The sequence below is a fragment of the Endozoicomonas sp. GU-1 genome, from assembly GCF_027366395.1.
Lineage (GTDB): Bacteria > Pseudomonadota > Gammaproteobacteria > Pseudomonadales > Endozoicomonadaceae > Endozoicomonas.
This window is the reverse complement of the sequence record NZ_CP114771.1, coordinates 495,632-520,309: the sequence shown is the minus strand read 5'-3', so window position 1 is coordinate 520,309 and position 24,678 is coordinate 495,632. Positions and strand designations below refer to the sequence as shown.

25 protein-coding genes and 1 pseudogene are annotated in these 24,678 nt (G+C 51.0%); 5 read left to right on the top strand and 21 right to left on the bottom strand.

Going from position 1 to position 24,678, the window contains the following annotated elements; translation table 11 throughout:
* Positions 1 to 202 precede the first annotated feature (202 nt).
* Together mfd and O3276_RS02385 are read left to right on the top strand one after the other, a co-directional pair.
* Positions 203 to 3,661, top strand: coding sequence for a transcription-repair coupling factor (mfd, locus tag O3276_RS02390; protein ID WP_269674196.1), 3,459 nt, complete (start codon positions 203 to 205; stop codon positions 3,659 to 3,661).
* A 108-nt stretch (positions 3,662 to 3,769) separates the two neighbouring features.
* Entirely contained in the window at positions 3,770 to 4,606 is an 837-nt protein-coding gene (locus O3276_RS02385) for a CsiV family protein (RefSeq protein ID WP_269674195.1), read from the top strand.
* 226 nt (positions 4,607 to 4,832) lie between these two features.
* Here the strand turns inward: O3276_RS02385 and O3276_RS02380 are convergent, their stop codons facing one another.
* The 10 genes from O3276_RS02380 to O3276_RS02335 all read right to left on the bottom strand — a co-directional run bounded on the left by O3276_RS02380 (position 4,833) and on the right by O3276_RS02335 (position 11,751).
* A complete protein-coding gene (locus tag O3276_RS02380) occupies positions 4,833 to 5,273 on the bottom strand; it encodes an ATP-binding protein (protein WP_269674194.1) in 441 nt (146 codons plus the stop codon).
* A 2-nt stretch (positions 5,274 to 5,275) separates the two neighbouring features.
* Positions 5,276 to 5,608 carry an STAS domain-containing protein gene (locus tag O3276_RS02375; RefSeq protein WP_101747520.1) on the bottom strand — a complete coding sequence of 111 codons (333 nt, stop codon included), beginning with the start codon at positions 5,606 to 5,608 and terminating at the stop codon, positions 5,276 to 5,278.
* Positions 5,609 to 5,658: 50 nt separating this feature from the next.
* Positions 5,659 to 5,913 carry a PP2C family protein-serine/threonine phosphatase gene (locus O3276_RS02370; RefSeq protein WP_269674193.1) on the bottom strand — a complete coding sequence of 85 codons (255 nt, stop codon included), beginning with the start codon at positions 5,911 to 5,913 and terminating at the stop codon, positions 5,659 to 5,661.
* Positions 5,903 to 6,829, bottom strand: a complete 927-nt coding sequence (locus O3276_RS02365; protein ID WP_269674192.1) for a response regulator — start codon at positions 6,827 to 6,829, stop codon at positions 5,903 to 5,905. The genes O3276_RS02370 and O3276_RS02365 overlap by 11 nt, the downstream gene beginning before the upstream one ends.
* Positions 6,830 to 6,865: 36 nt before the next feature.
* Positions 6,866 to 7,915 (bottom strand): mechanosensitive ion channel family protein, encoded by a 1,050-nt coding sequence (locus O3276_RS02360; protein ID WP_269674191.1) that lies wholly within the window; start codon positions 7,913 to 7,915, stop codon positions 6,866 to 6,868.
* A 119-nt stretch (positions 7,916 to 8,034) separates the two neighbouring features.
* Complete coding sequence (locus tag O3276_RS02355) at positions 8,035 to 9,156, bottom strand: mechanosensitive ion channel family protein (RefSeq protein ID WP_269674190.1); 1,122 nt, start codon at positions 9,154 to 9,156, stop codon at positions 8,035 to 8,037.
* A gap of 395 nt (positions 9,157 to 9,551) precedes the next feature.
* Positions 9,552 to 10,193 (bottom strand): beta-N-acetylhexosaminidase, encoded by a 642-nt coding sequence (gene nagZ, locus O3276_RS02350; RefSeq protein ID WP_269674189.1) that lies wholly within the window; start codon positions 10,191 to 10,193, stop codon positions 9,552 to 9,554.
* Entirely contained in the window at positions 10,144 to 10,578 is a 435-nt protein-coding gene (locus tag O3276_RS02345; RefSeq protein ID WP_269674188.1) for a glycoside hydrolase family 3 N-terminal domain-containing protein, read from the bottom strand. Before O3276_RS02345 ends, nagZ begins: the two co-directional genes overlap by 50 nt.
* 26 nt (positions 10,579 to 10,604) lie before the next feature.
* Positions 10,605 to 11,087, bottom strand: coding sequence for a L,D-transpeptidase (locus O3276_RS02340; RefSeq protein WP_269674187.1), 483 nt, complete (start codon positions 11,085 to 11,087; stop codon positions 10,605 to 10,607).
* A 34-nt stretch (positions 11,088 to 11,121) separates the two neighbouring features.
* Positions 11,122 to 11,751 carry a TetR/AcrR family transcriptional regulator gene (locus O3276_RS02335; RefSeq protein ID WP_209277694.1) on the bottom strand — a complete coding sequence of 210 codons (630 nt, stop codon included), beginning with the start codon at positions 11,749 to 11,751 and terminating at the stop codon, positions 11,122 to 11,124.
* 146 nt (positions 11,752 to 11,897) lie between these two features.
* Between O3276_RS02335 and lexA the strand changes: the two genes are divergently transcribed.
* Both lexA and O3276_RS02325 read left to right on the top strand, forming a co-directional pair.
* A complete protein-coding gene (lexA, locus tag O3276_RS02330; RefSeq protein WP_269674186.1) occupies positions 11,898 to 12,494 on the top strand; it encodes a transcriptional repressor LexA in 597 nt (198 codons plus the stop codon).
* A 357-nt stretch (positions 12,495 to 12,851) separates the two neighbouring features.
* Positions 12,852 to 13,283, top strand: a complete 432-nt coding sequence (locus tag O3276_RS02325) for a SulA-like leucine-rich domain-containing protein (RefSeq protein WP_269674185.1) — start codon at positions 12,852 to 12,854, stop codon at positions 13,281 to 13,283.
* Positions 13,284 to 13,303: 20 nt separating this feature from the next.
* On the opposite strand, the gene O3276_RS02320 is transcribed toward O3276_RS02325, so the two are convergent.
* The 4 genes and pseudogenes from O3276_RS02320 to O3276_RS02305 form a co-directional block, all read right to left on the bottom strand.
* Positions 13,304 to 13,546: a hypothetical protein gene (locus tag O3276_RS02320; protein ID WP_269674184.1), complete on the bottom strand. Its 243-nt coding sequence runs from the start codon at positions 13,544 to 13,546 to the stop codon at positions 13,304 to 13,306.
* Positions 13,547 to 13,674: 128 nt separating this feature from the next.
* Positions 13,675 to 14,151, bottom strand: coding sequence for a DUF6586 family protein (locus O3276_RS02315; RefSeq protein WP_146000036.1), 477 nt, complete (start codon positions 14,149 to 14,151; stop codon positions 13,675 to 13,677).
* A 119-nt stretch (positions 14,152 to 14,270) separates the two neighbouring features.
* Positions 14,271 to 16,903 (bottom strand): annotated as a pseudogene (topA, locus tag O3276_RS02310) (type I DNA topoisomerase).
* A gap of 477 nt (positions 16,904 to 17,380) precedes the next feature.
* Complete coding sequence (locus O3276_RS02305; RefSeq protein WP_269674183.1) at positions 17,381 to 18,643, bottom strand: FAD-dependent oxidoreductase; 1,263 nt, start codon at positions 18,641 to 18,643, stop codon at positions 17,381 to 17,383.
* Positions 18,644 to 18,698: 55 nt separating this feature from the next.
* Here O3276_RS02305 and O3276_RS02300 point away from each other — a divergent pair, with 55 nt between their 5' ends.
* Entirely contained in the window at positions 18,699 to 18,950 is a 252-nt protein-coding gene (locus O3276_RS02300; RefSeq protein WP_269674182.1) for a hypothetical protein, read from the top strand.
* Positions 18,951 to 19,259: 309 nt separating this feature from the next.
* On the opposite strand, the gene O3276_RS02295 is transcribed toward O3276_RS02300, so the two are convergent.
* From O3276_RS02295 to fadA, 7 genes are all read right to left on the bottom strand, one after another.
* Positions 19,260 to 19,844: a hypothetical protein gene (locus O3276_RS02295; protein ID WP_269674181.1), complete on the bottom strand. Its 585-nt coding sequence runs from the start codon at positions 19,842 to 19,844 to the stop codon at positions 19,260 to 19,262.
* The gene (locus tag O3276_RS02290; protein ID WP_269674180.1) at positions 19,786 to 20,058 is read right to left on the bottom strand and encodes a hypothetical protein; all 273 of its coding nucleotides are present in this window, start codon (positions 20,056 to 20,058) and stop codon (positions 19,786 to 19,788) included. The genes O3276_RS02295 and O3276_RS02290 overlap by 59 nt, the downstream gene beginning before the upstream one ends.
* Positions 20,024 to 20,401 carry a hypothetical protein gene (locus O3276_RS02285; protein WP_269674179.1) on the bottom strand — a complete coding sequence of 126 codons (378 nt, stop codon included), beginning with the start codon at positions 20,399 to 20,401 and terminating at the stop codon, positions 20,024 to 20,026. Before O3276_RS02285 ends, O3276_RS02290 begins: the two co-directional genes overlap by 35 nt.
* Positions 20,402 to 20,420: 19 nt before the next feature.
* Positions 20,421 to 20,981, bottom strand: a complete 561-nt coding sequence (locus O3276_RS02280; RefSeq protein WP_269674178.1) for a hypothetical protein — start codon at positions 20,979 to 20,981, stop codon at positions 20,421 to 20,423.
* Between the two features lie 239 nt (positions 20,982 to 21,220).
* Positions 21,221 to 22,606 (bottom strand): hypothetical protein, encoded by a 1,386-nt coding sequence (locus O3276_RS02275; protein ID WP_269674177.1) that lies wholly within the window; start codon positions 22,604 to 22,606, stop codon positions 21,221 to 21,223.
* Positions 22,549 to 23,223, bottom strand: coding sequence for a hypothetical protein (locus O3276_RS02270; RefSeq protein WP_269674176.1), 675 nt, complete (start codon positions 23,221 to 23,223; stop codon positions 22,549 to 22,551). The genes O3276_RS02275 and O3276_RS02270 overlap by 58 nt, the downstream gene beginning before the upstream one ends.
* Positions 23,224 to 23,478: 255 nt before the next feature.
* On the bottom strand, positions 23,479 to 24,651 hold the full coding sequence (fadA, locus tag O3276_RS02265) for an acetyl-CoA C-acyltransferase FadA (RefSeq protein WP_269674175.1): 1,173 nt from the start codon (positions 24,649 to 24,651) through the stop codon (positions 23,479 to 23,481).
* Positions 24,652 to 24,678 lie beyond the last annotated feature (27 nt).

The window sequence follows — 24,678 nt, the reverse complement described above, 5'->3', positions numbered from 1 at the left end:
GTTTCGTTGGTATTATCCTTGTTGATGGTGTTCGAGGCAACAAAGATTATCAAAAGTTAACAGCGGTAATCTTTCTGCCTTTGATTTTCCTGCTTATTCCGCCATTTCCCGCTGGCAATACTGGGAGAACAGGATCACAACCGCTACAATCCACCACTTATATCTGTATTTGGGGTAAATCAGGAGAGCCTTCAGGATTTTCATGTTTCAACACACTATTCCTCTGCCAACCCACCCCGGCGACAAGCTTCAGTGGGGAAATCTCGCGAAAGCCGGGCCTGCCTTGACCATTTCCTGTGCTGCGGTATCGGACAACCAGCCGCTGATGATTATTACGCCGGACAGTTCATCAGCAAATCGGCTGGAAGAAGAGCTGGCGTTCTTCCTTGCTGAAGAAGCCAACATCCATGTTCAGCAAATGCCGGACTGGGAGATACTGCCCTACGATACCTTTTCACCCCATCAGGATATTATTTCCCAGCGACTGTCAACGCTCTACCACCTTCCCCTGACCGACAACCGTGGCCGCAAAAAAATTCTGATTGTGCCCGTGACGACGCTGTTGCACCGCCTGTGTCCGAAGAACTATCTGCTGGGCAGCTGCCTGTCGTTGCAACCGGGCACCCGGTTTATCATTGATGAACGCCGGGGCCAGTTTGAACAGGCCGGATATCGCTGTGTTGACTCAGTGATGGAACATGGCGAGTTCGCTATCCGTGGCTCGATTGTTGATATTTTTCCCATGGGGGCTGACACGCCCTATCGGGTTGATCTGTTTGATGACGAGATAGAGTCACTGAGAACGTTTGATCCTGAAACGCAACGCTCCATTGCAACGGTTGAGGAGATACAACTGCTACCGGGGCATGAGTTCCCCCTGGATAAGCAAGGGATAGCGTTATTTCGCAGTAATTTTCAGGAAACCTTTGACGTTAACCATCGTGAATGCCCGATTTACCAGGATATCAACAAAGGTATTGCCAGCCCGGGCATTGAATACTATTTGCCTCTTTTCTTTGAGGAGACGTCAACGCTTTTCGACTACATGCCACCAAACACCCGAATACTGATCTACGACACCGTGGGTTCAGCACTGGATCATTTTTATTCGGATGTTCATGCACGTTACGACAACCGACGTGCTGATCCGCAAAGGCCAATACTTTCGCCATCCCGGGTTCTGATGCCCTCGGAGGAGCTATACAGCAGACTGAACGACTTCCCCAGAGTCACACTGTTTGAGCAGCCTGTTGCACCCAAGGCCGGTCGATTTAATTTAAACCGTGAGGAATTGCCGGAACTGACCATTAATGCCCGGCTTGAGCAACCACTGGCCCACCTCAAAACCTTTATAAATGACATTCATCATGTCCTGCTGGTCGCCGAAAGTGCTGGGCGGCGGGAAGTACTGCTGGAGCTGCTGAGCCAGAATAATATAACCCCTGATCTGTGTGATGGCTGGTCCGCATTTCTTAAAGAAAAGCCCGCCCTGGCGGTCAGTACCGGGCTACTGGACAACGGACTGTACTTACCGGAAGAACAAATCGCTGTTATCCCGGAAGCACTTTTGCTTGGCCAGAGAGTACAACAGACCAGACGGCGGAAGACAGAAGACGAACACAGTGCCGACCAGGTGATTCGCAACCTGACCGAGTTAAGAATCGGAGCCCCCGTGGTGCATATTGACCATGGGGTTGGCAGATACAGAGGGCTGGAAACACTGGCAGTGGATGGCCAGACCACGGAGTTTCTGACCCTGGAATATGCCAACGAAGCCAAACTTTATGTACCGGTCGCTTCTCTCCACCTGATTTCCCGATACACCGGTGCCGATGATGAACTTGCCCCGCTGCACCGGCTGGGCAGTGAGCAATGGAGCAAGGTGCGGCGTAAGGCCGCCGAAAAAGCCAGGGACGTGGCCGTTGAACTGCTGGATATTTATGCCCGCAGAGAAGCACGAAAAGGGTTTCCTTTCACTGAGCCGGAGCAGAACTATCTGGCTTTCGCTGCGGCCTTTCCGTTTGAAGAAACGCCCGATCAGCAACAGACCATTGCCGCCGTTATTGGTGATATGTGCGCACCAAAACCCATGGATCGCCTGGTCTGTGGTGATGTGGGCTTTGGTAAAACAGAAGTTGCCATGCGGGCCGCTTTCCTTGCGGCCCATAGCGGTAAACAGGTGGCCATTCTGGTTCCCACGACGCTGCTGGCGCAACAGCACTACGAAAGTTTCCGCGATCGATTTGCGGACTGGCCCGTAGAAATTGATGTTATTTCACGATTCAAATCGCAAAAAGCCGTGGATCAGGTAAAAGAACGGCTCACTGAGGGCAAACTGGATATCATTATTGGTACCCACAAGATTCTTCAGGGCGACCTGACCTTTAAAGATCTTGGCCTGCTTATTATCGATGAAGAACACCGCTTTGGGGTCCGCCACAAGGAAAAGCTCAAGTCATTGAGGTCCGAGGTTGATATCCTGACCCTGACCGCAACACCCATTCCAAGAACGCTCAATATGGCCATGTCCGGTATTCGCGACCTGTCCATTATCGCGACACCACCGGCACGGCGACTCTCGGTGAAAACCTTTGTCCGGCAATATGACCAACCCCTGGTGAAAGAAGCGATCCTCCGGGAGCTGCTGCGTGGCGGGCAGGTGTACTATCTTCACAATCAGGTGGAATCCATTGAAAAAGTAGCCAGCGACCTTCAGGAACTGATTCCTGAAGCACGGGTCATCACCGGTCATGGCCAGATGCGTGAGCGTCAGCTTGAACAGGTGATGTCCGATTTTTACCACAAGCGCTACAACGTTCTGGTATGCACAACCATTATTGAAACCGGTATCGATATCCCTAATGCCAATACCATCATCATCAACCGGGCTGACAAGTTTGGCCTGGCCCAACTGCATCAGCTTAGAGGCAGGGTTGGTCGCTCACACCACCAGGCCTACGCTTATCTGTTAACACCGACACCGAAATCGATGACGGCGGATGCCGCGAAACGCCTTGAAGCCATTTCTGAAGCACAAACCCTTGGTGCCGGGTTTATGCTGGCCTCGAACGACCTGGAGATCAGGGGTGCGGGTGAACTGCTGGGCGAAGGTCAGAGCGGCCAGATACAGAGTGTTGGCTTTACGCTTTACACCGAGATGCTTGAGCGTGCCGTTAACGCCATTCGCAACGGCGAAACACCCAATCCGGACCAGCCCTTGAACCATGGCACAGAAGTGAACTTAAGGCTTCCGGCCCTGTTGCCTGAAGATTATATTCATGATGTCCATAGCCGCTTGATTCTCTATAAGAGAATTGCCGCCGCTGATAATGAGGAAAAGTTAAAGAACCTTCAGGTTGAGCTGATTGACCGGTTTGGCCTCTTGCCCGACCCGGCCAAAAACCTGTTCCGTCAGATGAAGTTAAAACTCTGTGCCCAGAAACTGGGCATCAAGAAACTCGATGCCAGTAGCAAAGAAGCAAGGGTCGAGTTTGAAGAGCAGCCCAGTGTCGATCCTATGCTGATTATTAAACTTATCCAGTCAAGCCCTCAGCAGTTCAGGCTGGAAGGCAGCAGCATCTTAAAGTACATTGACGCAATGGAAACTCCGGAACAGAGGTTTAAGGCAACAGAAACGTTGCTGGGCAGGCTTGCGGGTTAGCAGCTGATCTCTAGCAATAGCCACCTGGCTGGTTTTCAGACAGTCAGGAGCTGCTGCACAAAAGCCACAATCCCTGATTCCGGATTGGGTGATCCAAGGAAATTCTGTATGAAAAAACTTCAGCTTATCGCATTGTCGATAGCACTACTGGTTAATGTACCGCTTTCTGCTGCACAGAACGCGAGTGATGGAGAACCTGACACCCCATGGTATCAGGTGGATCTTGTGGTTTTTCGTTACCTCAACAATCACAGTGGCGAAGCCTGGCCTCCCGTTGCCGGTTACCGGGCACCTGGCAATGCAATCAAACTGCAAACTTACGCTGCCGACCCTGAGGATAGCAGTCCTCTGTTTGACATCATTGAGCCTGTAAAGCAGAGCCATCCTGATACGATGCGTGATGCCTACATCGACCTGCCAGCCAATGAAAGGATTCTGAACAGTCAGGTAACTGCACTTGAGAGAAATCGCAACTATCAGGTGATTACCCATAAAGCCTGGCGAATGCCTGTCAGCGCCAGATCAGGTAAGCGACCGATTGAAATCCGGGCTGCTCTCAGCGGGCAGGACAATCTGTTGCTGAATGGCACGGTCAGCGTCAGTGAAGAGCGCTTTCTGCATGTTGATATTGATTTGTGGCTGAATAAATTAAGTCCGGAATCACTCTACTCCGCACTGTCCGGAAACAATTACGAACAAAAGACAGCCGACGTTCTAGCTGCTTCTGATATAGGATCTGACAATCTGGTAAGGCTGGATGATGGCTCTCCGCCTTTGCGCATAACCGATAATTTTCAGATAAAGCAGCGAAGAAGAGTCCGGAATGTAAAGGAAATTCAATACATAGACAGTCCGGAGATTGGCGTCCTGTTCAAACTTACGCCCTATGATCGCCCTGAGGCGTTGGTGGAAACGGGGATGATCATTTCAGAAAAAAGCAGCTGACGTTGCTAGAAATAAGTGAACAGAACAGTTCATCATTTCAATAAGTTTCATGTGGACAATCTCCGTTCACCCTGAGCGGAGTCGAAGGGTGACTGGCACAATACATGAGGCCGGAGTTCACGCCCTTCGACAGGCTCAGGACGAACGTAGTTTTGAAACCCAGAAATGTGGAAATTATTTCAGGACAGCTCCTAAATGACCCCATCAACTGTATTGAAACCGTGTACTAACTCCTGATCTGCTTACTCATGATAAAACTGTTTTTATCCCCAACAGTCTGATACTCAACGTTATCCATCAAACTCTGGACGATCGGTAACCCTCTACCGCTGCACAGCCACGCCGCAGGATTGTCAGGATCCACTGACATATCCCTGCTCCCCAGCTTACCCTGCTCCATTGGCTTACCCCAATCACTGATGGTCAGCATTAAGCAAGCCTGCATAAGACTGACCCCAACCTCAACCTTATGGCCCTTTTCATTACCATAAGCGTGTTCAATGGCATTATTGACAATCTCAACCACACACAGCTCCACACGATTCACCTCAACCGGGGACAGTGTTGTCATGGCACAAAGGCCCCGGACAGCCATGGCAACCAAAGTGGTATTCGCCAGCTCACTGTCAATCTCAAGCCTGACAGCCTGCCCCTTTTCGTCGGTCATGATTACTTCTCCTTAATGGCCTCGGTCACTGTAGGGAGAATGGTAAACAGCTTGTCCATAGAGGTAAGACTGAAAAGATCCATAACCGCAGGCTGGGCACTGGCCAGCTTCATGGAACCGGCTCCCCCCATTTTTTTCAGGCCTGCCACCAATGCCCCCAAACCACTGCTGTCCATAAAACGCACCTGGGATAAATCAATCACCAGGTTATCGGAGCCATTGTCGATCTGGTCAAACAGATAAATCCTCAAAGGCTCTGATAAAGATGCATCAAGCCGGGTTTCGTCGATTGATACGATGGTATGCCCGGCATCATTTTTAGAGTCAAATGGCATGTCGCTCTCCTTGCGTTATAAACGTTGCGTAATTAATAAGGCAAGCCTGGTTACGGCTGCCACTCCAATACCAGATAAGTTACATCATCCTCAAAAACATCAGCTCCGCTCCAGTTAACAATGTCCTGCTCAACCCGGCTGATCATGGCTTCAAGGGTGTGATCAAAAGCATCCTCCAGAGAAGCTACCAGCCGGTCTTCACCAAACATTTCACCGATATGGTTTTCACACTCCGTCACCCCGTCGGAGTAAAGAAAAAGTCGGTCACCAGGTTGCAGCGCAATAGTGACATTTTTATACGTCATGTCTGGCATCATACCTATCGGTACGCCACCACAGGCAATTTTTTTCGACAGATTTTGAACCGCTTTTCAGCCACAGTGATGATGGATGGCCAGCCTGCGACAACGTAACAGAACCGGTACGGCTGTTGATTATCCCATAGGCAATGGTGAAGTAGAGCATCGACTCAGGTTTTGCCTGAAACTGCTCATTCAGACTCACCAGCACTTCATTGGGTTCTTTTATCCGATAAAAAGGCGGCTCGCTGAATGACGCCTTAACCAGCGATCCACTCCCGTCCTCACGAAGGGTATTGTTCAATGAAAAAGAAAACAGTGCTGAAGGAATACCATGTCCGGCTACATCCAGTTGATAGAAGCCCAGTGTCTCTCCATCAAGTGCCTGATAACCAAACATATCGCCACCAAGAATGCGGCTTGGTTTGAAATACCAGTTAAAATCCACACTCTGAATTTTCGCAGGTTCAGATAGCAGACGGGCCTGGGTTTCTGCCGCCGACTCCAGGTCTTTTTCTATGGTATGTATTTTATGTTCAAGCGCCGCTTTTAATTCGATAATTCGAATGCCGGCATTCAGGCGTGCACCAAGCTCATCAAAATCCACTGGCTTATTGATAAAATCATCAGCACCACGGTTAATTCCTTCCACCACGGCCTCACGATCCGAGTTACCCGTTAGCAGCATGAAATAGATATAGTACCCAAAATCACTGTTACGGATCGCCTCACACAGCTCGATACCATCCATATTGGGCATCATCCAGTCGCTGATGACAATCCGGATATCAGGATGGCTTTCCAGAACATTCAGTGCTTCATAGCCGTCTGATGCCTCAAAAACACGATGCCCCTGCTTTTTCAGAACCACAGACAGAATCATTCTCTGGTCACGGGCATCTTCAACAATCAGTATATCCATTAGCCTTGTTATCAATTTTCATCGTATTGAATATAACTACTGTGTTATCGACCCATCGGAAAGAATCCTTCGAGTCGGATAAGCAAATGACGCCCCTTCCTCGTTAACAACCGCTGCAACCAGAAGCAAAATAGATTGCTGAGCCTGTAAAAAACCAACACGATCCGTTCTTGTGATATGCACCCGAACCTGACATAACAGGGCAGAATCATCATAACGGATGAAAACGGCATAATGAGGCTCACGACTGTCAACCTCGGGAACCTGTTGAACAAGATCATCTATGCGACTGAGAATACGGGGTATTTTGCCAATATCCTCGTAACGAAGAGCAAAATTTTCAATCATCCGGCGGTTTTTCATTCGAGTGGCATTCTCCACCACGATGCCGGTAAAGATTGAGTTTGGGACATAAATAGGCCGTCTATCAAAGGTTCGTATTTTTGTCAGACGCCAGCCAACCTTTTCGATATGCCCTTCAATGGATCGGTCCGGAGAGCGAATCCAGTCACCCTCGGTAAAAGGGCGATCCAGCATCAGCATTAATCCACCGAAAAAGTTTGCCAGCCAGTCCTTGGCAGCAAGACCCAGAATAATACCGCCAATACCACCAAAGGCCAGAAGGGTTGACAGGCTATACCCGAAAGCCTGGGCAAGACTCAACAGTGTAGAAACAACGATAATCAACTGCACGGAACGGGCAATCACTGAAGGCGATAGGCGCTCACGCCACCGCTCGCCCATGGAAGCCAGCACCTCTGGCATATTCAGGCTGATTTCCCAGATAAACCAGGCCGGATAGATGGTCAGAATGAGTTTTTGAATCAGTTGCAGGGTTTCATTGACATCCGACCGCTCAAGCCCCGGCCAGTAATGCGCCGAATAGAGAATGAACAACACCCAGGGCAGCGTCAGCAAGGGTCTGTGCAGTATGTTGATAGCCAGGCACCAGAAGACCCGTTCCGGCCCCTTTTGCTCACCATGGGCCAACCACTTTATGCCATAAAATGAGGCAGCAGCCAGCAAAAAGGCAATCATCAAATGAGAATAGAACGAGATAAATTCGGGGTTCATGATCGGGATCATTCAGGGATTTCAGTTGGTTATTTTTATAAATTGTAGCCAGTTTGTTTACTATCCTCTTTCAAGCATTCCCACAACCTTGACAAACTGCCGCAACAACTCTGACCAACCATTTGAAACCACTAAATTTTCACCGCCTCAAGGGACGGCGAACCGGCACGCTGCTGAATATCACTTACCCCCTGATCACTATTGGATACATCCAGCGTCCGGGTCGGGAAGGCAATATCCGCCCCATGACTGTGTATAATGCTGATGATCTCAAGCAGCACGTTCTCCTGAATCTGCAGATATTCCGCCCAGTCAGTGGTTTTGGTAAAGCAGTAAATCTGACAATCAAGACTTGATGCAGCAAAGCGAATAAAATTCACAATGATGGTCTTATCCTGATCAATAGCATCGTGGTGCCTCAGGTAACTGCGGACATCCTCAAGAATCAAATGGACTTTATCGCTGTCACGATATCTTAATCCAAAGACCTGTTTGATGCGTCGATTTTGCATCCGGGAGGGATTTTCGACCGAAATATTCATAAATGTAGAGTTCGGAACATAGAGAGGGTGTTTTGCAAAGGTCATAATACGAGTCTGTCGCCAGCCAATATACTCTACAGTGCCTTCTATTTTTTTATCCGGAGAGCTGATCCAGTCTCCCACACGAAAAGGTTTATCCACATAGATCATCCAGCCCCCAAAGAAATTGGCCAGCATGTCTTTGGCGGCAAAACCCACAGCCAGCCCTCCCAACCCACCAAAGGCAAGGATACCGGAAAGGCTGTACCCCAGGGTCTGCATGGCAACCAGCACCCCGGTGATGATGACCGCAACTCTGATCAGACGGCCCAGGGCAATCACTGAGGTCTGGTCCAGTTTTTTCTTGCGTTCAACCTGCAGGTAGCGATGTTCCAATGCGTTGATAAAGGAGACAAAAACCCAGCAGAAAAGCACAATAACCAGAAGATCCCGGAAACTGAGAAGGCGCTGAAACAAAGTATTGCCGGTTCCTTCCCATATTTCTTCTGCTGTCCAGCTTAACCCGACAACCCAGATAAACAGATAAACCGGCTTCTGGCTCGCCGCAAGCAGTGCGTTATCCCAGAAATTCTGGGTAGCTTTTACCTTCGTCGTGAGCTTGCCGAAGAGTTTGCCAACAAGATATCGGGTAAAAGCTGTCAGACAGAGAGCTATCACTGCCAGGGGCAACCAATCAGGAATATTGGCTGAAGTAGGGGATAAAAAGTCCATGGTTATACCACAATGCTTAACCAAACCAGGTTATACCAATTCCGCCCTGCCCAACTGTTCAAAATGACTTGCCCGGTCTGATAGTTAGAAGGTGGAATTGGTATGAATACGGGCTGAAGAGAAAGCGTAATAGTCGCACCGGATTTATAACTATAAACCAGTACGACAGCTTAGAAAGAAAGTTACCCTGAATTACCGGACGGTGATGGCCATGGCACCATTAAAATCAGTCTATTCTCGGTCAGCCTCCAAGGAGGCTGTCCGAGAATAGCGCCCATAGCGAGGATGGCAGAAAATTGAGGATAAAAATTTCGTTTTGTGAGGTGAATAGCGGGGCTATTTGCCGAACAAAACGGAATTTTTAGACCAATTTGCTGCCACCGCAGTAGGGCAGTCTATTCTCGGACAGCCTCCAAGGCTTCTGTCAGCATTTTACGCGCTGTCCTGTAGCGCTCTGACTGTTCAAGAGACGCCCAGTCAGTGTATGAGTCAGGCATCAAACCATCCGGACCGACACCCTGCAACCCTGGGCCATCTATCTCAGCCAGAACCTCCCGAACCCCCTGACGATTACAGATAATCAGGAGATCACAACCAGCATCCAGGGCTGCCCTGGCCCTGGCAGGATAACTGCCGGTTTTCGCCGCTCCCTCCATCGACAGGCAATCGCTGATAACCAGCCCCTCAAATGACAGCTGGTTGCGTAACACCCCTTGCAGCCACTCTGAAGAATAACCCACCGGATGCCGGTCAATAGCGGGAAACAGGATATGGGCCGGCATTAATGCCTCAACCCCCTTTTGCATCATTACCCGGAAAGGCTCCAGGTCCGACTGGCAGATCTCATCAAAAGTACGATCATCCTGGGGAAGGCTTACGTGGGAATCAGCATCCACATTCCCATGGCCCGGAAAGTGCTTGATCACCACGGACATTCCCGCTTCATGAACCCCATCAATCCACAATGAGGCCAGGTGATTCACCTGCTCAATCGAACGCCCAAAAGCCCGATCCCCCCACGATCGGCGTTTTACCATGATCAATATCCAGCACAGGCCCCAGGCAAAGATCTATCCCGCAGGCCAGCAACTCAGAGGCCATTAGCCAGCCTGACTGATAAGCCATCTGATACTGCTGATCCGGGTCAAATACCCCATAAGCCTGCGCCGGGGGTAGACGGGTAAATCCGTCCCTGAAACGTTGCACACGCCCACCTTCCTGATCCACACAAATTAACAGATCCCGACGAACATTCCGGACAGAACGAACCAGGGCAATTAACTGTTCCCGACTCTGATAGTTCCTGGAAAAAAGGACAATACCCGCAACACCGGGCAGGGCAAGCAGCTGGTGTTCTTCGGCGGTCAGCTGCACTCCCTCGAGATCAATCAAAAGAACACCACGGTTCAGGCCTGTTGGCACGACTCTATCCTCTAAAAAAAACGGTATCAGCTAAGCTGTATATCGATCCTGGTACCGGTATCTACACGGTCAAACAGATCGATAATATCTTCCCCATGCATCCGGATACATCCCCGCGAGCCGGGTTCTCCCATCACTGCCGTATCCGGCGAACCGTGGATATAGATATAGCGACGCATGGTATCAACATTACCCAGCCGGTTATATCCGGGCTCCAGGCCACTGAGCCATAAAATTCTGGTTAATATCCAGTCCTTTCTTTCAGGGTACTGCTGACAAAGCCCGGGGGAATAAATCTCACCGGTAAAGCGACGCCCGACAAATACTGAATTAGCCGGCAGACCGGCACCAATTTTCGCCCGGATAACATGCTGACCAAGAGGTGTTTGCCAGCTCCCTTCCTGCTGCCCGACTCCCTTGCTGGCAGTAGACACAGAATAAACACGGCGCTTGCCGTCCTTCTCATGCAGCACCATCGCCTGACTGGCAATATGAACAGTAAGATGCATCGGTAAATCAAGCTCTGTATGGTTAAATGATCCGTCAGGTGTGTGATCTGAGACCTGCCGCCATGAAAGGCACCATCTTTCTCATGATATCTTCCAGTTCAGTCCTGACCCCATAATCGCTTTCCGCAATAGCCCTCAGTGCATCCGCTCCTGAAAGGGTAAACACCGCGGAACCCAGAATAAAATAGACGCGCCAGAACAGGTCATTCAATGGCAACTCAGGACACGCTTTTACCAGCAACTCCAGATAAGCCTGGAATACTTCCCCGTAGACGTCGCGCAAATATTTCTTCAGATGCCCCTGGCCCTGTGTGTAGGCCAGGCCAATCATCCTCATACAAACAGAGAGATCTTCAGGGCTGCGGGGTTTAACCGCCATGATCTGATCCACCAGTAAATGAAGTATTTCTTCCAGATCAATAACGTCATTATTATCCTGATATCGCACAAGAGCCCCGGAAAGATTGCTGACAAAAGGATCAAGAAAACGGGAAAAGACTGCCTGGATCAGGGATTTTTTGGAGCCGAAGTGGTAATTAACAGCGGCCAGGTTAACACCCGCCTGACTGGTAATTGAACGCAACGAGGTCTCTGCGAACCCATGCTCAGCAAATAACTTCTCGGCAGCGTCCAGAATCCTGTCTACTGTCGCTGACTGTGACATGTCTGTAAAACCTCCAATGTAAACACTTGTTTAAAACTAACGTTTGCTAACTGAAACATCAAGTTAGATTAATAAGACAGGGGTGGTTGCAGTCAGCAAAATACTGTATATAATTACATGTACTGTATAAAAACACAGATTTAATCATGTATAAATTGACCAAGCGCCAGACTGAGATTCTTGAACTGATCAAATCTCATATAGAAGAGACCGGTTTCCCCCCCACTCGTGCAGAAATCGCACAGACCTTCGGGTTCCGATCACCCAATGCAGCAGAAGAGCATCTCAGAGCCCTTGCCCGCAAGGGAGCTCTCGAGATCACCCCCGGCACCTCAAGAGGTATCCGAATCCCCGGCACCGAATCTTCCGGCCTGCCTATTGTAGGACAGGTTGCTGCAGGAAGCCCCATTCTTGCCCAGGAACATATTGAAGACCACCTGTCCATCAACCCCGGTTTCTTTTCCCCCAAAGCAGACTTCATGCTTCGGGTAAAAGGGATGAGCATGAAGGATATCGGTATTCTTGACGGGGACCTTCTGGCTGTCCATAAAACATCAACCGCAGCCAATGGCCAGATTGTCGTTGCCAGAATTGACGACGAAGTAACGGTCAAACGTTTTGAACAGGTTAAAAACAGAATTTACCTGCACCCGGAAAACAAAGAATTCAAGACAATCGAAGTAGACCTCAGCGTTGATACCTTTGCTATCGAAGGACTGAGCGTGGGCGTTATCAGGAACTAGTGCGGCTAAGCGTTATTACCCGTAAACCACGTTCACCCTGAGCGGAGTCGAAGGGTGCTTGGCACGATCTATCAGAGTCCGGAGTTTCCGCCTTTAGGCCCTATGGGTCCTTCAACAAGCTCAGGACGAACGGTATGGGTAACAGCGCTTAGCTGCACTAGGAGGCTGTCCGAGAATAGCGCCCGTAGCGAGGATGGCAGAAAATTGAGGATAAAAAGTCGGAAATTTTTAGTGAATAGTGGTTCTATTTACTAAAAATTTACGACTTTTTAGACCAATTTGCTGCCACCGCAGCAGGGCAGTCTATTCTCGGACAGCCTCCTAGACCCTGACGATCTCTGATGTAGAGGACCTGACATGCAAGCATTAACACCATCATCCAGTCAGAACGGTAACGCTCCCTGCATTGACAGTGAACCTGTCAGCTTTATTGATGAGCTGATTCTCTCAGGCCCGCCCTGGCAATCAGGACGCTTTCTGAAGACTGTTCTGTATGAGCTGGCTAACGATCAGGATCAACGCTGGCTTACCCTGATACTGTCCAGTGAACAGGCAAAAAGCACCATAAACTGGCTGAAGTCATCGGGCATCAGCAGGCAGCGCCTTCAGGTTCTCAACCCTTCCGCAGTGGCAGACCCACTGAAACTGACTCGCAAGGCACTGGCCTCAGGCACCAGCCACACCGTGGTCAGCTGGATTGAGCAGATGGATAGCATCACACTCTCTGAACTCGAGACCGCCGCTCGCTCAGGTCGATGTCAGGGACTGGCAATCAGGAACAGAGGATAACTGGAGGGTTTGTATGACGGTTAATGAAGAACCCGGTTTTCAGGGATGTACTCTCCAGCGTCAGCTTCTGTTTTACGCCCGACTTCTTCTATGCAGGTATCCAGCATAGCCTTGGCTACCTCCACCTGATCTCCCTGGAGAAAGTCCAGCAACTCCCGGGAGAATGACATGGTAACCAGAGGCTCAGCGTTCTCCTCATCACTGCGACGCAAAACAATTTCTCCGGAAGGCAGTTCAACAATTTCAAGAAACGACGCTGACATAAATAGTGACACCGGGATTTTAGGATTAGCAGTGAAGCATTGTGCATTAGCCAGCAGAGGCTTTCAAGATATCAGCCCTCAACAGCTGAATATAGCTGGCAATGAACAACGCTGAAAACACCAGAAACCTACCACTCCAGGCTGAAGTTCCGACTGTAGGTAACCAGCTCCTTCAAGGACTCAAGCACAGAAAGAAAGCCTTCTGACTGATCAAACCGCACACTATTGGCATTAAACAGAGGAATTTCATTCCGCTCAACACTTTTGCGCTGTATAGGCATGGCACAGTCCTGATGACTTTTTAATAACGCCGACAGCCAGGAATCATGTTGCTCAAGACGCTCAATGTACTGCAACTCAGTAGACACTTCACCCTTATGATGAACACTGTTCATTGCCTCATCAAGAGAGGGTAGCTGATTTACCGGCAAACGGTAATTCGTCATAATTTCCGCCAGTAACGAGCGGTAAGCCTGAACCATTGCATTCAAACAGGCCTCACGAAATGCCGGCTTGGCAAGATCATCAGCATCTTCCCAGGCATCCAGCAACAAACGGGCGTGAAAGAGCATTTTATTGGTATATCCCTGCCAATTGTTTGTCATAACCAACTCCATCAATCTTTCGGGAACAACTTGTGCTTTGTCGAGCTCAAAGTTTATAACAGCCATAATACAACAGGGCTTAATAGCCCTGTCTCACGAACCTGGGGTTTGAGATAAATCTAACTGGATTGCCGCTTTTTAGACTGCTTTTCATGCCAGCGGCCATCTTCAAATACCGCACTCCAACCCGTTGCCTTACCATCAAGCTCGGACATAACGTACTGCTGTTTGGTCTTGCGGCTGTAACGAATAATTGCCGGGTTGCCATCAGGATCCTGACGGGGAGCATCCATCAGGTAACCGTATTTAGGGTCGATCATGGCCTGATGGGGCAATAGCTCCGCCACCAGCGGAGCGCGGGTCTCTCTGTCTTGGGAAATTGACTGGCCGCAAGAAACAAACCTGACGCGCCATCCCTGAGCACATAATGGTCATCAACCTTGACGCACTTTAACTCAGGCATCGGCACCGGCTCCATTTTGGGAGGAGCGGGCTCACCACTTTTCAGCAACTTTCTGGTGTTCTTGCAGTCACTGTTGGTACAACCAAAATACTTGCCGAAGCGCCCGGTTTTCAACTGCATTTCACTGCCGCACTTATCACAGTCAAGTACGGGGCCATCATAACCTTTTAATTTGTAACTCCCCTTCTCCACCTCAAAGCCGGAACAATCCGGGTTATTGCCACAGACGTGTAACTTTCTCTGCTCATCAATCAGGTAGCTTTCCATCGCGGTAGAGCACTTGGGACAACGACGCATGGCTCGCAGGGCATTAACCTCGGCGTATTCATCATCGGCGTCTTCCACCTCTTCACCGGGAACCAGGTTAATCGTCGTTTTACAGCGCTCCTTCGGGGGCAGTGCATAACCGGAACACCCCAGAAACACCCCGGTCGATGCCGTGCGAATCATCATGGGGCGATGGCAGGTAGGACACTCTATATCGGTCAGGGAGGGTTCATTTGCGCGCATCCCTCCTTCAGCCTGGGTTAACTGAAGGGTAAAGTCGGAATAAAAATCATCCAGAACCTGCTTCCAGTTTTTTTCACCTTCAGCAATATCATCGAGTTTCTCTTCCATTCTTGCCGTGAAGTGAAAGTCCATAAGCTCATTGAACGACTCATTCAGACGATCAGTGACAATGTCGCCCATTTTTTCCGCATAAAAGCGGCGATTCTTCACTGAAACGTAACCACGGTCCTGAATGGTGGAAATAATCGACGCATAGGTCGACGGCCGACCAATACCCTGTTTCTCCAACTCCTTGACCAGTGCCGCCTCGCTGAAACGGGCCGGTGGCCGGGTGAACAGCTGTTTGGGGTCCAGCTTTTCCAGGGTCAGGGCTACCCCTTTTTGCAGATCCGGCAGAATCACATCTTCGCCTTTTCTGGCCAGAGGCTTTTGCACCCGGGTATAGCCATCAAACTTCAATGTCCGTCCCCTGGCTTTGAGCTGATAGCCGTTAACGTCGACGACCAGAGATGTACTGAGATACTCCGCAGGCGTCATCTGACAGGCAACGAACTGACGCCAGATCAAATCGTACAAACGTTCCGCATCCCGCTCCATTCCAGACAGATCATCAGGCTTTAACGTCACACTGGATGGGCGAATCGCTTCGTGAGCTTCCTGGGCACCTTGCTTGCTGCTGTACAGGTTTGGCTGCTCCGGACAGTATTGATCACCATACTGTTTGGCAATAAAGGAGCGGGCACTGGCCACCGCATCCTGGCTCAGATTGGTGGAGTCGGTTCGCATGTAGGTGATGTAACCCGCCTCATACAGGCGCTGCGCCAGCATCATGGTTTTCTTGACACTGAAACCCAGGCGCGTGCTGGCCGACTGCTGCAGTGTTGATGTGATAAAAGGTGCCGAAGGCTTGCTCTGGGTTGGCTTATCTTCCCGGCTGGTCAGGGCGTATTGACCCTGCTGTAACTGAGCCAGGGCTTTATCCGTTTCCGCCTTGCCTGTCGGCCTGAAATTTACCCCGTTCTCTTTCACCACCTGAAAACGGACGGCATCACTCCCGGCAGCCTGGAGATCGGCATAGACTTCCCAGTACTCTTCAGGAATAAAACTGCGAATTTCCCGCTCACGTTCCACCACCAGCTTGACAGCCACGGATTGAACCCGCCCGGCAGAGAGCCCCCGGGCAATTTTTGCCCAAAGCAGCGGGGAAACCATATAACCAACCACCCGATCCAGAAACCGGCGGGCCTGTTGAGCATCAACCCGATCCTGATTTAACTGCCCCGGGGATTCAAACGCAGACTGGATGGCTTTTTTGGTAATTTCGTTAAAGACAACACGGCGATAGCGCTCCGGGCTACCCCCGATGGCCTGCTGCAAATGCCAGGCAATGGCTTCTCCCTCACGGTCCAAATCCGTTGCCAGATAAATGGTATCAGCGTTTTCTGCCAGACGGGCAAGTTCGTCAACGACTTTCTCCTTGCCCGGTAAAATCTGGTATTGCGCTTCCCAGCCATTATCGGGGTTGATCCCCATACGGTCGATCAACTGCTCACGGGCCTTGATTTTCTTGCGCCGCTCACGCTCCTCAGGAGAGAGCTTTTTCGTCTCGGCAGCTGCCCTGGCCCTGGCCTTGGCATCCACGGCTTTCTTCGGCCCACCTGCTGTCGGCAAATCCCGAATGTGACCCACACTGGATTTGACAACAAAGTCTTTGCCCAAATATTTGTTGATCGTTTTCGCCTTGGCAGGCGACTCCACAATAACTAGCGATTTACCCATGCTGCCTTACACGTCCTGTCATCTGTTCCAATGTTCTGGCTGGTCAGATCTGTGAGCAGATAAATCGCCCATCATACTCAATAATCAGACCTGCTGAAATAGAGTCTACTCGCCAGAACAAGAAAAGCCGGGAGAGAAATTGCTTCAATATATAAGGCGAAGTCAATAATCGGTCAAGGAAAACCATCAACCTCGTTCCCGTAAAGGAGTGGGTTATTTTCCTGTATGATCCGTTGCAGAGCCTTATTTCCAGTACCTTAAAGCCACTTTCCGACTCGAATATTCTGGTCACATTTCCTCCGGGCAACTCAGCACTCAAACACCTGTATCAAAATCAGGCTGCCGGACTTACCCATCACTTTTTTATGCCAACCTGCTATGCGAACCTGCATATTTTCATGGTAATCAGTAACGGCTGAAACCCTTAAACGCTTAACACGGTTTTACCTGAGAACTCAACAACAACTATCCAATTGGTCAGAAAATACGGGATATGATTCGCTTAATTAAAGAGGGTATGTTCAGCGAAAATGAGCTGGCTGTTCTGGGTGTGAATGGAATTGCCAAATCTTTCACATCCTTATCCGCGTTTTTCAAACCTTCGGCAAAGAAAAAATTGGGTGTCTCTTTTGCGTCACCAATCGCTTCACTCTTGCCAAAAGGGAGTGCCATGGAAGGTTGTGCCAGCTTTTGTTTCTCTACAGTGAAAATGGCATGGCTCAAGTTCTTCTTTTTTGACCCTCGTGCGGTATGGCTGTCGGTATCGACGTAGGTTGGTGCCATCAGGCAAGCCCGCTTCGTCGGAGTCACTGTCGCTGCACAAATCAGGGCATTCCACTCAAGCTGTTGTTCGGGTTTGAGGTTTGTGGGGCACTGTCCGGAAATCCACAATTTCTCAGAGTTGTCATGGGATAAGAAAATGTAGCACTGAGGGTAATAGTTGCTGCGCCATCCCAGCCTCTTGAATTCAGGCAGCAGGTCAGCAGGTATTTTTTCTTGGGCTTTGAGGAAGGCACCGGTTTTGATCTCTGCCCAGCTTGGATGATGGATATAGGCGCATTGGCATCTGCCGCTAAAAGGGGTATTGACCGTTATTTTTTCCAGGCTGCCGCCCAATTCTTGTAACGATTGGCGCGATGTTCCATGCACGCCATCGGCATGAATAATTGAATCGAAAGCAATACGCCCCGATGGTGGTAAATCCATGGTTTGAATCCATGGGTTAAAAGAACCGGCTCTGGCTTGATGCTTGATATCGATCAAATCCGGATATTTTGTTTTCGCGTACTCCATATAGATACGCTGGATAACGTCGGTTTGTAAGCTGATATAGCTGTTGCGCCTTACTTGTTCCCGAATGCTTGCCAGGCTTTTTGGATGCGTTATATCCGATTTCTTTTTGTGAGAAAAAACGTATCCCGGGCCGTGAGTGCTTTCCAGAGCGTCCAACATCTGATTAATTGCATAAGTTGCTTCTGGCCTTAAAACCATAACGCTTGAGCGGATATCCCACTCCTCTTCATTGCGGCCTTCACACAGACAAACCTTGTGACCTTTCCTTGCCAGCTCCACCGCTGCCATCAATCCTGTCGGACCTGCACCGGCCACTACCGCATCATAATGGGGAATTTTCTCCTTGCTTAACAATTTGGCTCTTTGCTTGGCTAATGATGCCCGTTGCTCACCAAAGAGAGCGTTACTTTCGTGAAGCTGTTTAACCTTCTCGCCCAGCTGATGCAATGATTTAATTTTTTTATCGGCTTTGAGGATCTTAATCTTTTTCTGCTGAATGTTTTTGGATTCAAGACTTGATAGATTATTGTTTTTTTGCGTCGTTAAATTGCTGGTCTGGTTATTTTTAGATCGGGCAATTTTTCGGCCAAATCGTAGAAAGCTGAAATTGAATCGGGACTTCTTGGCAGGCTGTTCAGAGGGTGGTGCTGTTGTTGTGGAAAGTGTTGTGGGAGGTGTTGGTCTTTTATCTGATGGAATCAAAGTCGCCATGTGCCATCTCTCAAGAGTTGTTTTTATCGATATGTTGGCGTAACAACAGTTTAATCGGCATGTCATTGGAAAAATGGTGGTTCAGGCATAAAAAATGCCGATCTGTGCCACAATGGCACTGACTTAAGCGTGAAAGCCTTGCCATAGTTAGTTAAAAGACTTTCACCACAAAGGCACAAAGCCACAAAGGAAGAAAAAAGAAATCTTTTCTTTGCCGTGAAAGAAAATTGCCACGGAGGCACAGAGACACGGAAAACAGAAAAACGCTTTTCCTCCGTGTCTCCGTGACTAAAGCTTTCATGACAGAGGGTGACAAACCATCGTCATGAACATTTGTGTTTATGCCAGGGAATCACCCCCTGAGTTCCTCAAAGAACGAGTCCCTTGTCCGTGTGGGTGGTTTTTCCGGCAGTGCCGGTTGTTGCAGCCCGGGTGGCTCTGGAGGATGACTTCTGGGGCGTTGTACATCGGCAGGTTTCTCCCTTGCCTCTTTCCTGTCGGCTTTTATCGTCGGTTGGGCACTCGCTGCCTGACCCACAGTATTGATGGCCACCATCTCCTGCGGGTCATCGGCAGCGGCAAGGGATGACCCGCGGCAATAATGACGATAAATGTACCTCCCTGCCACCACCCCTACCACCACAAAGGCTGCAGCCCCCAGGGCGATACCGGCTACTGCGCCGGTACTCAGGGTAGCCGCCAGCGGTGCTGAAGTGGTGGGCAGCGTCATTGTAGCGGCATTTACCGGGCAAGCATCACTGTACGAAAAATCCAGCGCATCCAGAAATTCAGTACTCGAAGAGCAACTGGCTGTTAACACACGTGGGTCTGCTTTTTGGCAAAGAAGCTGATCATTGGAGATAGAAGAATTCCCCTCTTTAATGCCATTGACATAGCTGTTCACCGCCGTGGTGTTGGCCTCCGTTACTCTGACCACCCCCCCCCCCGATGCCGGCGGCTGCCCATTTACCCCTGGCCTCGACCCTGCTGTTCACCGCAATGGTGTTGTCAACCGTTCCTGCGACCCGCCCCCCCCCGATGCCCGCGATTGCCCTGTAACCCTGGGTTTCGACCCTGCTGTTCACCGCAATGGTGTTGTCAACCGTTCCTCCACGGTCAACCTCCCCCCCCCCCGATGCCGGCGTGTGCAAACTTGCCCCAGGTGAAAATATGAACATTTCCGGCCCAGATATCACTGACTGTGCCATTAACATAAACAACACAGGCTGCTAACCCCGTCGTCTTCTGAGAAATTATATTGGCACCAGTAAAGTGAAGGTTCCTGATGCTGCCTTGCAGAGTGTCAACAAAACAGTCAGACAGGTCGCTGATAGTACGGCACTGCCCATCGTACTCCCCGGTAAACGATTCGTTCTTATTACCAATGGACTGGTTTAGCTGGCTACCATCAATATCCGCCGTCTGCCGGTAAGTGCCATTCAGTGGGTAGTCCGGATCACGGCCAATCATGCCCAGGATCGTAGCATTCGGCACCTCAATCCACCCTTCGGTTTTACTGCCGGATGGGGATGCAGCCGCCGCAGCGCTCAGGCCAGACAGGGCACCCAGCGCCACGGCGGCTTTCGATAGCTGGCCAGGGCCGACGGAGGCGTTGGCCGGTGGGCTGGTCCGTTGTGGTGTTTGCTGCGGTTTCTTTTTTTTCCTGCCTTTGTCGTTTGTTGGCGAGCCATCCACCGGGCTGTTCTGGCTGGCTCTGCCCTGGTGGCGAACCTTTAGTCGTGCCGAAAAGATCCCTGAGCCGGGCCGCTGAGGAAAGCGTAATAAAACCCTCCAGCATCGTGCCGATCTCCGCTGGCAACACCGTATAAGGCGACACCAGTCGGGCAGCCAGCGCAACACCCTCGAAAAAGCTACCGTCCTGCCCATCGGGGCTGCCAAAAGTGAAGGCCGGCCCTTCATCCGGTTGCACCGACGGCTGCGTCCCGGGAGGAATATAACCGGGATGAAGCGACCGCAAAAACAGGATCGGAACGCGCCAAGGGGCGACCTTTAAGAACCCGGCAAATAGCCCGTCACTTTCCGTTGGCTGATCGGGCACGGAGCCAGAAGCCATGGGTGCGCCTGTGGACTGAACAGCAGGTTGGGATATCAAAGTTATTACCTCGCAAAATGAGGCAAGAATAGACAAGGCTGAGGCATCAAAAAGAACCGTTTGAATTATCCGCAACGGGTAATGCGCAAGAATCTTATAAAACAGAGAAAAGCCGGGGAGACAGGTCCCGAACTGCGTAATGAGTCAGTCGGCGGATACCTTGCTAAAGTGTTTCAATATCATTCTGGCTGCATTAATAATCAGGCGCTCTGGCGGTTCTCATTCTGCGGGGCACCGTCATCGGCGGGGTAGGGCCTGCAGTAACAATGACGATAGATGAAGCCCCCCACCACACCTGCCAAAGCAAAGGCCACCGCAGCCCCCAGGGTAATACCGGCTATTGCGCCGTTACTCAGGGTATTTGCCAGCGGTGCCGCACTGGTGGGCAGTGTCATGGTGGCCCCCGGAAAGTCGGAAACGCTCATGGCGGTGTTCGATGCCGTCACCACCGATGCTGGCGTGTATGCTGGCTTGGCCGGTTCGCATGTCAGCACCCCTGTGTTCACCTGCGTCGTATTGGTAACTACGCCCCCTGGCTCAATCCGGCCTGCGCCAATATCCGCCGAGGCATTATTACCGGAGGCAGTTGCCCTACTGTTAACCGCCAAGGTATCGATAACGCTGGCATTCCCCCTGATCATACCGGCACCGATGCCGGCATGGGCACGGACTCCCGAGGTTACTACCTTGCTGTTGCGAGACCGGGTGCCAACGATCCTTGCCCAGGGATCCATAAACCCGGCCCCGATACCAGCATTGGCCTCATCGCCGGTGGTGATCACCGACGAAAAGCATTGTGCTGAGGTATTTGCCACCCTGGCACTACGGCCAATCCTCCCAGCTCCGATACCGGCATTAGCACCAGCACCCGAGGTGAATACCTTACAGTCCTTCGCAAAAGTATCGGCTAACCTTGTGCCATCGCCCATGGCCCCGGCCCCAATACCGGCATTAGCACCAGCACCCGAGGTGGTTACCTTGTTCTGGTATGCTGAAGTGCCGACAACGGTGCCGTTCACATAGCCTGCGCCAATGGCGGCATTGGAATTATTACCGGTGGTTGTCACTTGACTGTTAAAGGCCCCAATACGGGAAATCGCTGAACCATTGCCAATACTGCCGCTACCAATACCGGCATCAGCCCCCTCACCGGTGGTGGTCACCTTGCTATGTAGCGCAAAGATGTTATCCAAAGTCCCACCCAACAGGACTCCCACCCCGATACCTGCATCGGCATCATTGCCGGTGGTTATCACCTTGCTTTTGTGCACAGAGATGTGACGAATGGTGCCGTTGCCGCCCATTTCACAGGCCACCACGCCCGCTGGTCGACTGGTGCTGATGATATTGGCACCAGTAAAGTGCAGGTTGCCGATCTCACCCTCAAGATTGTCCACCAGGCAGCAATCCAGGCCGGTAATGGCACGATACAGGCCATTGTACTCTCCGGTAAATGCATGGGTTTTATTGCCGATGGAGTGGGACAAGCCGCTACCATCAATATTCGCAGTCTGCCGGTAAGTGCCATTCAGTGGGTAGGCCGGATCACGCCCAATCTTGCCCAGGGTTGTGGCATTCGGCACCAAAATCGGTACTTCTGTTTATTGCCGGATGGGAAGGCAGCCGCCGCAGCGGTCAGGCTGGACAGGGCACCCAGTGCCACGGCGGTTTTCTGTAGCTGGCCAGTGCCGATGGCGGTGGTGGCTGGAGGGCTGGCTCGTTGTGGTGTTTGCTGCGGTTTCTTGTTTTTCCTGCCTTTGTCGTTTGTTGGGGAGCCGTCCTCCGAAATGTCTGCCCGGCTTGCCGTTGGAGGAGGATCTTTAGTCGCCCCAAAAGCGCCCAAAAGATCCCTGAAACGAGTGGCTGCGGAAAAGGTGACAATGCCCTCCAGCATCGTGCGGATCTCCGCTGGCAGCACGGTATAAGGCGACACCAGCCGGGCCGCCAGCTCAACCCCCTGGAAAAAGCTACTGTCCTTCCCACCGGGGCTGCCAAAAGTGAAGGCCGGACCTTTATCCGGTTGTGCCGATGGCTGCGTCCCGGGAGGAATATAACCGGGATCAAGCGACCGCAAAAACAGGATCGGAACGCGCCAAGGGGCAACCGTTAAGAACCCGGCAAATAGCCCGCCATTTTCCGTTGGCTGATCGGGTACGGGGCCAGAAGCCATGCCTGTGGACTGAACAGCAGGTTGGGATATCATAGCGATTATCTCGCAAAATGAGGCGAGGATAGACAAGATTCAGGCATCCAAAAGAACCGTTTGAATTATCCGCAACGGGTATTGTGCAAGAATCATATAAAACAGGAAAAATGAGGTTCTACCTTTGCAAAAAGGTTCGGTATGCCTTCGCAAGGGGGAGCGTGGAAGTTCAGACCGTTGACCAAAAAAGCCCGGACAAAGCCGGGCTTATGCATGGTGATAAAAGTCATTAAAACAGACGCCTCAAAACGTCGTTCAAACCCTTTCAAAAATGGTAGTGATACCCTGACCAAGACCAACACACATGGTTGCCAGCCCGAGGGTGCCGCCATTTTGTTTCATCACATTCAGCAGCGTTCCGGAAATTCGGGCACCGGAGCAGCCAAAGGGATGACCAAGGGCAATGGCACCACCATTGAGGTTAACCTTTTCCTCCATCTTATCCAGCACTTTAAGGTCTTTCAGCACGGGCAGTGCCTGGGCAGCAAACGCCTCATTCAGCTCGATATGATCAATATCATCAATGGTCAGGCCGATACGCTTGAGGGCTTTCTTACTGCTGGGAACCGGTCCATAACCCATAATGGAAGGGTCAACTCCGGCAACCGCCATGGCCCTGACCACCGCCATGGGCTGCAGACCGAGATCCCTGGCCCGCTGGGCAGACATCACGATCATACAGGAAGCGCCATCAGTAATCTGTGAAGACGTTCCTGCGGTCACTGTCCCCTTGGGGTTAAATGCAGGCTTAAGCTGTGACAGGGCTTCTACCGTTGTTTCCGGGCGAATGGTTTCGTCCTGAGTGAAAAGACGAAGGTTGCCGTCTGCATCATGCCCCTGCATCGGGATAATTTCATCTTTGAAGTTACCCGCTTCAGTGGCAGCCCAGGCCCGCTGGTGTGACCGGGCACCAAATTCATCCTGTGCCTGGCGGCTGATGCCGTGCATGCTGCCCAGCATTTCTGCGGTCAGGCCCATCATACCGGCAGCCTTGGCACCGTATTTGGACAACCTTGGGTTCGGGTCAACCCCGTGCATCATGCCCACATGCCCCATGTGCTCGACACCACCGACCACAAAGACATCACCGTTATTGGTCTGAATTGCCTGAACGGCTGTCTGCAGGGCACTCATGGAGGATCCGCACAAACGGCTGACCGTCTGGCCTGCGGAAGTATTGGGAATGGGGGTCATCAGCGATGCCATTCGGGCGATGTTCCAACCCTGCTCCAGGGTCTGGTTGACGCAACCCCAGATAACATCTTCCACCTCAGCCGGGTTCAGTTCAGGATTGCGGTTAAGTACGCCGGTAATCAACTCGGCAGACAGGTTGTCAGCACGGACATTACGATACATGCCGCCCTTGGAACGACCCATGGGGGTACGCCCGTAGTCAACAATTACAGCATCTCTTGGATTCAGGCTCATGATATTCTCTCTTTTATAGTCCCTGAA